Origin of the sequence: Rhizobium sp. NFR03 (assembly GCF_900111275.1) — a bacterium.
In the GTDB taxonomy this organism is placed as follows: Bacteria; Pseudomonadota; Alphaproteobacteria; order Rhizobiales; family Rhizobiaceae; genus Ferranicluibacter.
The window spans coordinates 340,672-352,899 of record NZ_FOGR01000003.1; the positions used below are offsets into that span (position 1 = coordinate 340,672).

At 60.4% G+C, this 12,228-nt stretch carries 12 protein-coding genes, 2 tRNA genes and 2 pseudogenes; 1 reads left to right on the forward strand and 15 read right to left on the reverse strand.

The genetic code is table 11. From position 1 onward, the window contains the following. Positions 1-10: 10 nt before the first annotated feature. The 9 genes and pseudogenes from nuoE to BSG19_RS25705 form a co-directional block, all read right to left on the reverse strand. Positions 11-799, reverse strand: a pseudogene (gene nuoE, locus BSG19_RS11365) (NADH-quinone oxidoreductase subunit NuoE); the annotation flags it as partial. Positions 800-816: 17 nt separating this feature from the next. Further along, entirely contained in the window at positions 817-987 is a 171-nt protein-coding gene (locus BSG19_RS26040) for a hypothetical protein (protein WP_170865933.1), read from the reverse strand. Further along, positions 987-2,177 (reverse strand): NADH-quinone oxidoreductase subunit D, encoded by a 1,191-nt coding sequence (locus tag BSG19_RS11370; RefSeq protein ID WP_092987894.1) that lies wholly within the window; start codon positions 2,175-2,177, stop codon positions 987-989. Before BSG19_RS11370 ends, BSG19_RS26040 begins: the two co-directional genes overlap by 1 nt. 70 nt (positions 2,178-2,247) lie before the next feature. Continuing rightward, positions 2,248-2,610 (reverse strand): annotated as a pseudogene (locus BSG19_RS11375) (four helix bundle protein). 51 nt (positions 2,611-2,661) lie between these two features. Beyond that, positions 2,662-3,261, reverse strand: coding sequence for an NADH-quinone oxidoreductase subunit C (locus BSG19_RS11380; protein WP_092987896.1), 600 nt, complete (start codon positions 3,259-3,261; stop codon positions 2,662-2,664). Positions 3,262-3,338: 77 nt separating this feature from the next. Further along, a complete protein-coding gene (locus BSG19_RS11385) occupies positions 3,339-3,917 on the reverse strand; it encodes a NuoB/complex I 20 kDa subunit family protein (protein WP_062468416.1) in 579 nt (192 codons plus the stop codon). Next, complete coding sequence (locus tag BSG19_RS11390) at positions 3,908-4,273, reverse strand: NADH-quinone oxidoreductase subunit A (RefSeq protein WP_062468417.1); 366 nt, start codon at positions 4,271-4,273, stop codon at positions 3,908-3,910. The genes BSG19_RS11385 and BSG19_RS11390 overlap by 10 nt, the downstream gene beginning before the upstream one ends. Before the next feature lie 343 nt (positions 4,274-4,616). After that, positions 4,617-4,693: transfer RNA gene (locus BSG19_RS11395), tRNA-Asp, on the reverse strand. 88 nt (positions 4,694-4,781) lie between these two features. After that, positions 4,782-5,117: a hypothetical protein gene (locus BSG19_RS25705; protein ID WP_139274757.1), complete on the reverse strand. Its 336-nt coding sequence runs from the start codon at positions 5,115-5,117 to the stop codon at positions 4,782-4,784. Between the two features lie 18 nt (positions 5,118-5,135). Between BSG19_RS25705 and BSG19_RS11400 the strand changes: the two genes are divergently transcribed. Continuing rightward, positions 5,136-5,211 (forward strand) — tRNA-Val (locus BSG19_RS11400). Between the two features lie 137 nt (positions 5,212-5,348). On the opposite strand, the gene BSG19_RS11405 is transcribed toward BSG19_RS11400, so the two are convergent. The 6 genes from BSG19_RS11405 to BSG19_RS11435 form a co-directional block, all read right to left on the reverse strand. Beyond that, the gene (locus BSG19_RS11405; protein WP_092987898.1) at positions 5,349-6,950 is read right to left on the reverse strand and encodes an ABC transporter ATP-binding protein; all 1,602 of its coding nucleotides are present in this window, start codon (positions 6,948-6,950) and stop codon (positions 5,349-5,351) included. A gap of 1 nt (position 6,951) precedes the next feature. Continuing rightward, positions 6,952-8,082: an ABC transporter permease gene (locus BSG19_RS11410; protein WP_092987900.1), complete on the reverse strand. Its 1,131-nt coding sequence runs from the start codon at positions 8,080-8,082 to the stop codon at positions 6,952-6,954. Next, positions 8,075-8,998 carry an oligopeptide ABC transporter permease OppB gene (gene oppB, locus BSG19_RS11415; RefSeq protein WP_092987902.1) on the reverse strand — a complete coding sequence of 308 codons (924 nt, stop codon included), beginning with the start codon at positions 8,996-8,998 and terminating at the stop codon, positions 8,075-8,077. Before oppB ends, BSG19_RS11410 begins: the two co-directional genes overlap by 8 nt. Before the next feature lie 202 nt (positions 8,999-9,200). Next, positions 9,201-10,811 carry a peptide ABC transporter substrate-binding protein gene (locus BSG19_RS11420; RefSeq protein ID WP_092987904.1) on the reverse strand — a complete coding sequence of 537 codons (1,611 nt, stop codon included), beginning with the start codon at positions 10,809-10,811 and terminating at the stop codon, positions 9,201-9,203. A gap of 586 nt (positions 10,812-11,397) precedes the next feature. Continuing rightward, entirely contained in the window at positions 11,398-11,817 is a 420-nt protein-coding gene (locus BSG19_RS11430; RefSeq protein ID WP_170865934.1) for a DUF4174 domain-containing protein, read from the reverse strand. A gap of 24 nt (positions 11,818-11,841) precedes the next feature. Further along, complete coding sequence (locus BSG19_RS11435; protein WP_092987910.1) at positions 11,842-12,120, reverse strand: hypothetical protein; 279 nt, start codon at positions 12,118-12,120, stop codon at positions 11,842-11,844. Between the last annotated feature and the right edge of the window lie 108 nt (positions 12,121-12,228).

Below are 12,228 nucleotides of genomic sequence, written 5' to 3' on the forward strand. Positions count from 1 at the left end.
TGGTCTCGCCGCCCTCCGTCTTCGCGTTCGCTGCGGCCTCGCCCTTGGCGGTCGCCGGCGTCTTCATGGTCGGATTGGTCTCGGCATCCGTGCTCTTCGGACGGCCGGCTTCCGACGGAGGAACCGAAGCTCCCTCTGCCGGCGCGGGCGGTGCCGGAGGCTCGGTAACCTGGTTGCGCTGCGCCGTGGGCTCTTCGGTCAGCGTCGTCAGACCGTCGATCGGCGCGGAGAAAATGCGGTCGATCTGCGGGCCCGGAACGATCTCGGCGCCACGACCGGCGTCGAAAGCGTCGATGATCTCTTCCAGCCGCTCGACCGTGAGGTCTTCATAGCTGTCCTTGAAGATCATCACCATCGGCGCGTTGACGCAGGCGCCCTGACACTCGACCTCTTCCCACGAGAGCGTACCGCTCTCGTTCTGGGTCAGCGGCTGACCATGGATCTTGCGCTTGCAGAGTGCGATCAGCTCCTCCGAGCCGCGCAGCATGCAGGGTGTCGTACCGCAGACCTGGATGTGCGCCCGCGTACCGATCGGCTTCAGCTGGAACTGGGTATAGAAGGTCGCCACTTCGAGAACGCGGATGTATGGCATGTCGAGCATGTCGGCGATGCTCTCGATCGCGGCCTTGGTGACCCAGCCGTCCTGCTCCTGTGCCCGCATCAACAGCGGGATGACAGCGGACTGCTGGCGGCCTTCCGGATACTTCCGGATCGTGGTCTGAGCCCAGGCAGCATTTGCATCGCTGAACGCGAACTGCTGCGGCTGGACGGTTTCATCGGCTAGTCGACGAACGGACATGTTTACCGCACCCTATTTCAGTTTCTCGATCCGGCGAACATGCTGGTGAACAGCGGCTCGGACCCGGATGAATTTTGTTCGCGGCGATCGGCCGCGGCGGAAGACTGCCCGTTCTTGGCCGACTGGGCCAGAAGGCGGTCGAGCGTCTGGATGACGAAACGGCGGGCGGCGACGGAACGGTCGAGCATCAGCGATCGACCTCCCCGAACACGATATCCAGCGAGCCGAGAATGGCCGAGACGTCGGCAAGCTGGTGGCCACGACAGATGTAATCCATCGCCTGGAGATGGGCGTAGCCTGGCGCACGGATCTTGCAGCGATACGGCTTGTTGGTGCCGTCCGACACGAGATAGACGCCGAATTCGCCCTTCGGCGCCTCGACCGCGGCGTAAACTTCGCCGGCCGGCACGTGGTAGCCTTCCGTGTAGAGCTTGAAGTGGTGAATCAGAGCTTCCATCGACCGCTTCATCTCGCCCCGCTTCGGGGGCACGACCTTGCCGTCGAGCGAGGAGACCGGGCCGACCTTTGCGTCGCCCAGAAGACGATCCACGCACTGGCGCATGATCTTGGCCGACTCACGCATTTCGATCATGCGGATCAGGTAACGATCGTAGCAGTCGCCGTTCTTGCCGATCGGAATATCGAAATCCATGTCAGCGTAGCATTCGTAGGGCTGCGACTTGCGCAGATCCCACGCAGCACCCGAACCGCGAACCATGACGCCCGAAAAGCCCCAGGCCCAGCAATCTTCAAGGCTGACGACGCCAATGTCGACGTTGCGCTGCTTGAAAATGCGGTTTCCGGTGAGAAGGTCGTCGATATCGTCGACCGTCTTCAGGAACGGATCGATCCACTTGCCGATATCCTCGACCAGCTCGTGCGGAAGATCCTGGTGAACGCCGCCCGGACGGAAGTAGGCGGCGTGCATGCGCGAGCCGGAGGCACGCTCGTAGAACACCATCAGCTTTTCGCGCTCTTCGAAGCCCCAGAGAGGCGGCGTCAGCGCGCCGACGTCCATTGCCTGCGTGGTAACGTTCAGCAGATGCGACAGGATGCGGCTGATTTCGGAATAAAGCACGCGGATCAGCTGACCGCGGATCGGGACGACCGTGCCGGTCAACTTCTCGACTGCGAGCGAAAAGCCATGCTCCTGGTTCATCGGCGCGACGTAGTCGAGACGGTCGAAATACGGCAGAGCCTGCAGATAGGTCTTCGCCTCGATCAGCTTCTCGGTGCCGCGATGCAAGAGGCCGATATGCGGATCGACCCGCTCGACGATTTCCCCGTCAAGCTCCAGCACGAGGCGAAGAACGCCGTGTGCGGCCGGATGCTGCGGCCCGAAATTGATATTGAAGTTGCGGATATTATGTTCGTTCATGTGCGTGCTCCGAAGCGGAAGCGAATAGCGAATAGCGAATAGTTTTCGAGGCGCGCGGGCTTATCCGTCTTCATCGTGAGGATCCTTGCAGACTCCTGATCAGAGCCCGTACCATTTTTCCGATGTCATTGCATCGTCCATCCAGATGTTCGGCCTCACCAACCGGCAAGAGCCCAACGCGTCGAGCAATCAACAAATGCGTTTCCAGTTCCTTGAGAGAGCCTTGGGAAATACGCAGGAACTGAATGAAGCTTCCTGCACTCTCTCGACCATGACCTTCCGCGATGTTCGCCGCAATCTATGTCGCCGAACGTCTTATCTGACCCGTTAGACCAAACATCTCCTGTTTGGGAAAGCCTGATGTGCATTGATAGCAGCTTACGGCCAACTCGACCGCCTGCTGCCAGACTTTCAGGTCTTTGTAGGGGTCTATCGATCGCCTCCCCGTCTGTCGTTATTCGAAAAGCTATTCGCTACTCACTGATCACTTCGCCTTCTCGTCACCGGGCAGAACGTAGTCCGTCCCCTCCCAAGGCGACAAGAAGTCGAAGTTTCGGAATTCCTGTTTCAGCTCGACCGGTTCATACACCACGCGCTTCGCTTCGTCGTTATATCGAACCTCGACATAACCCGTGAGCGGAAAATCCTTGCGCAGCGGGTAGCCCTCGAAGCCGTAGTCGGTGAGGATGCGGCGGAGGTCCGGGTGACCGGTGAAAAGGATGCCGTACATATCGTAGGCTTCGCGCTCGAACCAATCGGCCCCGGGGAAGACGCTGCAGATCGACGGGACGGGCTCTTCTTCCGACGTCGCGACCTTGACGCGGATACGCTGGTTCTGCTTCGGCGACAGGAGGTGGTAGACCACATCGAAGCGCTCTGCACGGGATGGGTAGTCCACGCCGCACACGTCGATAATGTTCACGAAACCGCAGCGGGCATCGTCGCGCAGGAACGTGAGGAGCGCGACGATATTCTCGCCGGTCGTCGTCAGCGTCAGATCTCCGAAAGCGATGTTCGCTTCGGCGAAAAGGGCGCCACTGGTTTCCCGAAGATAGGTCGCGAGGCTGTTCAGAGCTTCACTCATTGCATGTCCTTATCCGGATGATCATCGGGACTGAGACCCATGCGGCCTGAAATCCCCTGATCGAAGACCCCGAGGGCCTAGCGTTCGATCGTGCCCGTGCGGCGGATCTTCTTCTGCAGCAGGAGCACGCCGTAAAGCAGCGCTTCTGCCGTGGGAGGACAGCCCGGCACATAGATATCGACAGGCACGACGCGATCGCATCCGCGCACCACCGAGTAGGAATAATGATAGTAGCCGCCACCATTCGCGCAGGAACCCATCGAGATCACGTAACGCGGCTCCGGCATCTGGTCATAGACCTTGCGGAGCGCCGGCGCCATCTTGTTGGTCAGCGTTCCCGCAACGATCATCACGTCGGACTGGCGCGGCGAGGCGCGCGGCGCGAAACCGAAACGCTCGGCGTCGTAGCGCGGCATCGACATCTGCATCATTTCGACCGCGCAACAGGCCAGACCGAAGGTCATCCACATCAGCGAGCCGGTGCGGGCCCAGTTGATCAGTTCGTCGGTCGAGGTGACGAGGAAACCTTTGTCGGCAAGCTCATTGTTGATCTCACCGAAAAACGGATCGTTCGCGCCGACAGGCTTGCCGGTCGAGGGGTCGATGATGCCCTTGGGGGACTGCGCCACCATAGGGTTCGTGGTTGCTACTCCCATTCGAGTGCTCCCTTCTTCCATTCATAGATGAAGCCGATGGTCAGCACGCCGAGGAACGCCATCATGGACCAGAAACCGAACCAGCCCATACCCTTGAAGGCGACAGCCCAGGGAAAGAGGAAGGCAACTTCCAGATCGAAGATGATGAACAGGATCGAGACGAGATAGAACCGGATGTCGAACTTCATGCGCGCGTCATCGAACGCGTTGAAGCCGCACTCGTAGGCCGAAAGCTTTTCGTCGTCCGGCGCCTTGAAGGCGACTGCGAACGGCGCGGCAAGAAGTGCCAGCCCGATGACCAGCGAGATGCCGATGAAGATGGCGATCGGGATATAAGAACCGAGAAGGTCTGTCATTATTTTGTCCCTGCCCGCGGCCGCGCCGGTAAGGCGCGATTGGCGTCTGCCTGCAGGCCGAAAAATGTTGCAACGCCAAAGTCGTTAGCCCAGCCCGCGCCGTGGCGCAAGCCTCGCATTCCGTTTTCATCCGCTCGTTCAAGCGAATGAAGATTCTGCATATTCGGTGGTTCCATCCCAGCCGCACGGATCACGCCCGAAGCAGGACTGGGTTGTAAACTACATAGGTGTTTCTGTGAAAATTACCACGCTTCAGAAGACATGAAAGTGTGGAGGGGCAAAATGTCGCGGTCCTCTTTCGAGGACCGCTGATCGACATTTTCATTTTACTCTGAGAGTAAAATGGCGCGAGTGACGGGGCTCGAACCCGCGACCTCCGGCGTGACAGGCCGGCACTCTAACCAACTGAGCTACACCCGCGCATTGTTTGGAAAACCGTTCTTTTCAGCCCGTCTTCCGTGACCGTTCGGCGTTGCGCCGTTCGATGAGCGGCTGTTTACGGGGGGTTTCAGGGAGTGTCAAGCGCGTTGAAATACAAAATCATGACAAATTGAATTTTCTTGCGAGCGACGTTCCCGCTCCCGCTCTTGCAGTGCTTGGGAAACCCTTGCTCTTCAGGGCTTGGCGCCAAAAAACCTCTCATTTTCCGCGTCTTAGAAAATGACGCGTTTTTTCCACAAGGCCGCTCTCCTCTCGTAAACACCGGCACAGAGACGTGAAAACGGCCGGTTTCGTCTCTGAAAATACCCGAAACCTTCAAAAATAACGAGATTTGCGATAGCCGGCAAAAAAGTTGGAAAAACCGCTCAAGCGGCCTTGCGGTTTGCAGCAGATCCGAATACATCACGGCCACCAACGCGGCGGGCGATTAGCTCAGTTGGTAGAGCGCCTCGTTTACACCGAGGATGTCGGCGGTTCGAGTCCGTCATCGCCCACCATTCTTCCCCGCCTTGTTTTCACCGTCTATAAAACATAGCCTATGTGCGGTTCGCTGTTTCACACGCGCCCGCTGGGCTTGGTCCATATTTGGCTCGTTAAGCCGACACGCATCGAGGCGTGCCGGCTCTGTCCGTCGTCAGGCCGTGTAGGCAGCGCTGAGGAGTGTCTGCGTGTAGGCCTGTCGTGGTGCAGCGAACAGGGCGTCTGTCTCCCCCTCCTCCACGATCTCCCCATCCTTCATGACGATGACATAGTCTGCCATGGCCCTGATGACGGCGAGGTCGTGGCTGATGAAGACGTAGGAAAGGCCATGAGCGTCCTGCAGGCTGCGCAGGAGGTCGATCACCTGCCCCTGTACCGAACGATCGAGCGCAGATGTCGGCTCGTCGAGGATGACGAGACGGGGTTTGAGAATCATCGCACGGGCGATGGCGATGCGCTGTCGCTGACCGCCGGAAAACTCATGCGGATAGCGGTTGCGCGCTTGCGGATCGAGACCGACCTCCTTCAGAGCCGCGATCGCGCGCTTGTCGCGATCAGCGCGACTTAGCTCCGGTTCGTGGACATAGAGACCTTCGGTGATGATCTCGCCGACTGTCTGACGAGGCGAGAGCGAGCCGAACGGGTCCTGGAAGACCAGCTGCATCTCCCGCCGCAGCGGGCGCATCGCCTTCCTGTCGAAGCCGGAAATATCCTGACCGTCAAAGCGGATAATGCCGGAGGCGGGAACCAGCTGTAGCAGCGCCCGCCCGAGCGTCGATTTTCCCGAACCCGATTCGCCGACGATACCGATCGTCTGCCCCTCCCGCAGGCGGATGCTGACATTGTCGACCGCGCGGAATGTTCCGGAGCGTTTGGAAAAGAGGCCGCCGCCCGTCGCGTAGTCCACGGAAACACGCTGCCCCTCAAGAAGAATGGGCGCAGACGCCGGCACCGGCTGCTTCTCGCCACGCGGCTCCGCGTCGAGCAGCATCTTTGTATAAAGCGCCTGCGGGCGCTCGAAGATGTCCGCCGTCAGCCCTTGCTCCACCACTTCACCCCGTCGCATCACGACGACGCGTTCGGCAACATGGCGCACGACGCCCAGATCGTGCGTGATGAGAACGACCGCCATGCCGAATCGCGTTTGCAGCGACTGGAGAAGATCGAGGATCTGGGCCTGGATCGTTACATCGAGGGCCGTCGTCGGTTCGTCAGCAATGAGGATGTCGGGGTCGTTTGCCAGCGCCATTGCGATCATGACGCGCTGACGCTGGCCGCCGGAGAGCTCGTGGGGGTAGCTGTCGATGCGCCGCTGCGGGTCGGGAATGCCGACGAGTTCGAGGAGTTCGAGAACGCGCGTCCGTGCCTGTCGGAAGCTGCCGCCGCGATGGTGGACGATCGGCTCGGAGATCTGACGGCCGATGGTGTAGAGCGGATCGAGCGAACTCATCGGCTCCTGGAAAATCATGGTGATCTTCGCGCCGCGCACCGCGTTCAGCGCCTTCACCGGCAGGCCGATCAGGTCTTGCCCGCGATAGGCCGCCCTGCCCGTCACGCGGCCGTTTGCGGCCAGCAGCCCCATGATACCCATCATCGTCTGGCTTTTGCCGGAACCGCTTTCGCCGACGACAGCAAGCGTCTCCCCGGCGCGAACGTCGAGATCGATGCCCTTCACCGCCTCGACAGGCCCGTCCGGCGTATCGAACGTCACCTTCAGGTCGCGAACGTCGAGAATGATCTCGTTTTCTTGCCTCATGTCAACGGTCCCTCGGATCGAGTGCGTCGCGCAGCCCGTCTCCGACGAAGTTCAGCGAGAACAGCGTGAGGACGAAGAAGATGGCGGGGAAGATGAGCAGCCAGGGAGCCGACTGGATGTTGTTCGCGCCTTCCGAGATCAAGGCGCCCCAGCTCGTCAGCGGTGCCTGAACGCCAAGGCCGAGGAAGGAGAGAAAGCTTTCGAGCAGGATCACCTTGGGAACGACGACGGTGACGAAGACGACCACAGGCCCGATGGTATTGGGTATCACGTGCCGACGGATGATCTGCCAGTCGGTCAACCCCAGCGCCTGTGCGGCCGCCACGAACTCCCGACGCTTCAGTGCCAGGGTCTGACCGCGCACGATTCGCGCCATATCGAGCCACTCCACCGCGCCGATGACGAGGAAGATGAGAATGAAGGACCGGCCGAAGAAGACCACCAGCACGACGACGAGGAACACGAATGGTAGCGAATAGAGGATCTCCACGAACCGCATCATGATGTTGTCGACCCGGCCGCCGAGATAGCCCGACGTCGCCCCATAGAGAACGCCGATGCCGAGCGAGACGAGGCTGGCGAGGAGGCCCACCGCAAGCGAGATCTGCCCGCCCAGCATGACGCGTGCCACGAGGTCGCGACCGTTCGAATCTGTGCCGAACAGAAAGTATTCCCTCGATACCCGCCCCTCGACCACGATCGTACGACCGTCGTCGCGGGTTTCCGTAACCTTGGTATCGTCGAATTCGTTGGCACGGTCGATATAGCGGGTGGTGCGCGGATCGATGGCCGCTTCGGATGTGAAGGTCGCGGTGAAAGTCTGGCCGTCCACCTCGAAGGCCTGAAGGGTCACGCGCGCACGCGCCGCCGCTGAAGAGATGGCGCCTTGCAAGCTGTCGGCACCCGGTCGCGGCTCCAGACTTGGCGGCACCGAGACGTAGGACGGAAAGACCTGATCGTAACTGTGGCTGATGAACAGCGGCCCAAGGAACGAAAACAAGGCGACCAACAGCAACACGACGCTACCTGCCATGGCTGCACGGTTGCGCCGGAAGCGCGTTGCCGCGAGCTGGAACAGGCTGCGGCTGGCCGCTTCCGGCAAAACCGCGGGCAGCTGGGCAAGATCACTCATGGCGAACCCTCGGATCGAGAAGGCCGTAGAGAATATCGACCACAAGGTTGAAGACGATGACGAAGACGGCGATCAGCACGACCGTGCCCATGACCAGCGTGTAATCGCGGTTGATGGCGCCGAGCACGAAGAAGCGGCCGACTCCCGGAATCGTGAACAATGTCTCGATGACAGCCGAACCGGTGAGGAGCGCTGCGGCGCAGGGTGCAAGATAGGAGACGACCGGCAGCATGGCGGCGCGCATCGCATGTGTCACCACCACCGTTCGCGCCGGAAGGCCGTAGGCGCGTGCGGTGCGGATATGGTCCGTGTGCAGCGCCTCGATCATCGCGCCGCGGGTCAGCCGGGCGAAGACGGCCAGCTGGGGAAGCGCCAGCGCGATCATCGGCAGAATCAGATATCGCAGCGAGCCATCGCCCCAGCCGCCCGCAGGCAACCAGGAGAGCGTGACAGCGAAGACCAGCGTCAGCACGGGGCCAACGACGAAGTTCGGCACCGTCACGCCCACCGTCGAGAGCGTCATGATGGCGACATCGAGAAAGCTGTTCTGCCGCAGGGCCGCAAAGGTGCCGGCAGCGACACCGCCCACCAGCGCAACACCGAGCGCCCAGAGGCCGAGCTCGATCGAATAGGGCAGCCCCATGCCGATCAGCTGATCGACCGTGTTGTCGCGGTAGATGTAGCTCGGGCCGAAATCGCCGCGCACGACGTTGCCGAGATAGCGCAGATACTGCTGCCACAGCGGCAGATCCAGCCCATACGCCTTGTTGATATTGGCCATGGTCTGCGGCGAGAGCGGTCGTTCGAGATTGAACGGGCCGCCGGGCGCAAAGCGCATGAGAAAGAACGAGATCGTGACGACGATGAACAGCGTCGGCACGGCGCTCGCCAGGCGGCGGAGAACGAAGGTTAACATGGCCATCTCCATGGGAGGGCGGAGGCACGATAGCTTTTTGCGAGACGGGCGACGAGCGCCCTTGCGACGACGGGCAGAGCCCTAAATCGGCTCAGAGCCAAAAGAAAGACAGTCCGCAAGGCCGGTCAAGGCCTTGCGATCGTCAGGCTCCAGCGCGGGGCGTTCGGCGCGTTGCATCGTCCGACGTCCCTGCCTTCGCACATCACTCGGCGATGCTGAGGAAGCGGCTCGGGTGCTCGTTATTGGCATTGTCCACCCAACCTTTGACCTTGTTGGACACGAGCCACAATTCGTTCTGGTAGAGCAGCGGCGCGATGGGCTGCTCCTTCATGAGGATCGCCTCGGCCTCGTGCAGAATCTTTGCGCGGGCAGCAGGGTCCTTCTCGTCGTAGGATTTCGCCATCAGTGCATCGTAGTCGGCATTGCTCCACTTGGCGTAGTTGAAGGTGACATTGCTCGTCGTATTCATGGCGAGGAAGTTCTCCGGATCGCCATAGTCCGCCGTCCAGCCAGCGCGGGCGACGGAGAATTTGCCGCCTTCCTGCAAGTAGGCGTAGTGCGAGGAGACGTCGAGATTGACCATCGTCACCTTGGCGTTGAACGCCGTCTTCCACATATCCGCGACGGCGGTCGCAACACGCTCGTGGTTCGGGTTGGTGTTGTAGCGGATCTCGATCTCGAGCGGCTTGCCCCCCTCGCCGTAGCCGGCGTCCTTGAGGAGCGCGAGCGCATCGTCCTCGCGGTCGAGCTGGCTTTTCGTTGCGTAGTCGGCAAGGGATGGCTCGCCGTAATCCGGCAGGCCCGGGGGAACGAAGCCATAGGCCGGCTGCTGCGAGCCGCTGTAAATTTCCTTGGCCAGGAAGTCGCGATCGATCCCCATGGAAAGCGCGCGACGTACGCGGACATCGTCCATCGGCGCGGTGCGGGTGTCGAACACGTAGTAATAGGTCGCGAGCGCCGGCGAGATGTGAACCTGATCGCTGAATTGCGTCTTCAGCCGTTCGATCTGGTCAGCGGAAAAATTATAGTTCACATGCAGTTCGCCCGCTTCATAACGGCGTACGGCAGCGGCCTGATCCTCAAGCGGATAGAAGACCACTTTGTCCAGCTTGATATTCGCAGCATCCCAGTGCTGGTCGTTTTTCGCCAGTGTCAGGTGATCGTTGGCGACGTGCTCGGCCAGCTTGAAGCCGCCGTTCGACACCATGATGCCCGGCTTGACGAAGTCCGTGCCGTTCTTCTCAAAACTTGCCTTGGAAACCGGCAGGGCCGTCTGGTGGGCGAGCAGCTCAAGGAAGTAGGGCGTCGCGCGTTCGAGTGTGATTTCAAGGGTCTTCGCGTCGATGGCTTTCACGCCCAGCTGATCAAGAGCCAGGCCGCTCTTGTTGATCTTTTCGGCATTCTTGATCGGGTAGAGGATATTGGCGTAGCCGGCTGCGGTTTTCGGATCCTCGATGCGCGACAACGAGAACACGAAGTCTTCCGCCGTGACCGGCGACCCATCCGACCACTTGCCATTCTCGCGCAGCTTGAAGGTGTAGACCGTGCCGTCGTCCGAAACGGTCCAGCTCTCCGCCGCGCCCGGCACGATCTCGCCCTTCGCGTCGTGGATCGTCAAGCCTTCGTAGAGGTCCTTGAGAATAAACGCCTCGATGTTGATCGATGTATGCGCCTGATCGAGCGTCTGCGGCTCGCCGGCATTGCCACGGTTCAGCACGACTTCGGCAAGCGCAGGGCTCGCGCCAAGCAGCAGCGAGCCGACAAGAGCGGCACGTCGCATGCTTCGTGTCATGGCAGTCAGGGGTGCGGTCATCGGTCATCTCCTTGCCCGTTCGCGCCATTGCAGAGGGCGCCAAAGCGGCAGCAAAGGCGAAAAGCGCGTGAAACGCAACCCCGTCCGAGAACCGGACTTCTAATACTGCACAGGACGAGGAAAGAGAAAATTACGGTCCCAAGGGTTGCAGGAAAGGTATTCCGTCTCAGGTTCGCCAGCGCTCCCCGGAACAACGCAGTCAGTGGCATCTTACGTCAAAGGCAACTTGGATAGGGACCGCTTTCTCAACATGGCACTTCAAATGACGATGATCCAGCACACAATGTGAAAGCTCTTGGTTGCCGTCGCACGCGTTTTTCATTCCGCTTCGCCCCTGACAGTCGCGCAAGAAAACTGTGCGGAATGTCTAACCCGGAAAATTACACCGAAAGCGGGGGAGCGTCGTTCTCGTCCGGATTGGGATTGGGCGTCTCATCGGGAAGCCTATCCGGTTCAGGCTCCGTGATCGGGGGCATAGGTGTGGGAACCGGTGGGTTGCCTGGGATCGGGGTCGGGATGGGATCGGGTACAGTCGACATGATGGCTCCTGACAGGAATGGGGATTTTCCGTGTTATGCGAGAGAGGCTACCGATGGATTTCGGCCTGTCGCATCGGCATGCTGTCGATCTCCGCGAACAGGACATCGGGATCGACAAAATCGTTGAAGCGACTTTTCACGTGACCATCCTTGCCGACGAGCACAAGGGCGAAGGTGCCGGGAACACATCCCAGTTCCTTCCGTAGCGTATGAGCCTGCGGCACCACGTCCGAGCCGAATTCCGGACGGACATCATTGCCATCCACCGTGAAGATGGCCAGGTCTCGCTGGCGAAGTGCATCCTTATCCGCTTTGAAAGCCTGAAGCTGTCTTTCAGACTTGCTGCCAGCGGGATCCGCAAAGATGACGATCACGCGCTTTTCCCACTGCAGATCGTGGAGGTTTCCGGACGTTTCCTCCGGATGAGGGCCGACGCCGAAGATCTCGGTCATCAGGGATTTCAGCATGGTCATCTCCTTGTCTCTCCCTTGTCAGTCGAAGGATGCGCCTTGGGCACCGAGCAATTCGCGCGCCAATGTACGGACGGCCTCTTCCGCCACGTCGCGATGCCAGCCTGACGCTTCGGCCTGTTTGATAAGTTCCTGAAGCTCGCTCGGGATCTCGGCACCGGCAGCCGAACCCATACTCACCTCGCCGTTCTCGGTGACGCATCGGAAGGCATCTGCAAGGGCTGCCTTACAGGCATCGACATCCTTGTTACCTTCCATTGTTCCATGCCCGAACGTCCTCGGTTCGACATTGCTGCTCATGACATCCGTCCTCCCGCACGCATGGGCGCACCTCTTGCGTCAGCGTTGTCTTATCAACACCCTAATCGTGGGGATTGTTCCGGATGCGCGAAGAGTTGTCATGAACGC

Bases quoted from the DNA above. Each gene is read 5' to 3' on its own strand.
- BSG19_RS26040 (WP_170865933.1), bottom strand. From the start codon at position 987: ATGCTCGACCGTTCCGTCGCCGCCCGCCGTTTCGTCATCCAGACGCTC.
- BSG19_RS11370 (WP_092987894.1), bottom strand. From the start codon at position 2,177: ATGAACGAACATAATATCCGCAACTTCAATATCAATTTCGGGCCGCAG.
- BSG19_RS11380 (WP_092987896.1), bottom strand. From the start codon at position 3,261: ATGAGTGAAGCTCTGAACAGCCTCGCGACCTATCTTCGGGAAACCAGT.
- BSG19_RS11385 (WP_062468416.1), bottom strand. From the start codon at position 3,917: ATGGGAGTAGCAACCACGAACCCTATGGTGGCGCAGTCCCCCAAGGGC.
- BSG19_RS11390 (WP_062468417.1), bottom strand. From the start codon at position 4,273: ATGACAGACCTTCTCGGTTCTTATATCCCGATCGCCATCTTCATCGGC.
- BSG19_RS25705 (WP_139274757.1), bottom strand. From the start codon at position 5,117: ATGTATTCGGATCTGCTGCAAACCGCAAGGCCGCTTGAGCGGTTTTTC.
- BSG19_RS11405 (WP_092987898.1), bottom strand. From the start codon at position 6,950: ATGAGGCAAGAAAACGAGATCATTCTCGACGTTCGCGACCTGAAGGTG.
- BSG19_RS11410 (WP_092987900.1), bottom strand. From the start codon at position 8,082: ATGAGTGATCTTGCCCAGCTGCCCGCGGTTTTGCCGGAAGCGGCCAGC.
- oppB (WP_092987902.1), bottom strand. From the start codon at position 8,998: ATGTTAACCTTCGTTCTCCGCCGCCTGGCGAGCGCCGTGCCGACGCTG.
- BSG19_RS11420 (WP_092987904.1), bottom strand. From the start codon at position 10,811: ATGACCGCACCCCTGACTGCCATGACACGAAGCATGCGACGTGCCGCT.
- BSG19_RS11430 (WP_170865934.1), bottom strand. From the start codon at position 11,817: ATGCTGAAATCCCTGATGACCGAGATCTTCGGCGTCGGCCCTCATCCG.
- BSG19_RS11435 (WP_092987910.1), bottom strand. From the start codon at position 12,120: ATGAGCAGCAATGTCGAACCGAGGACGTTCGGGCATGGAACAATGGAA.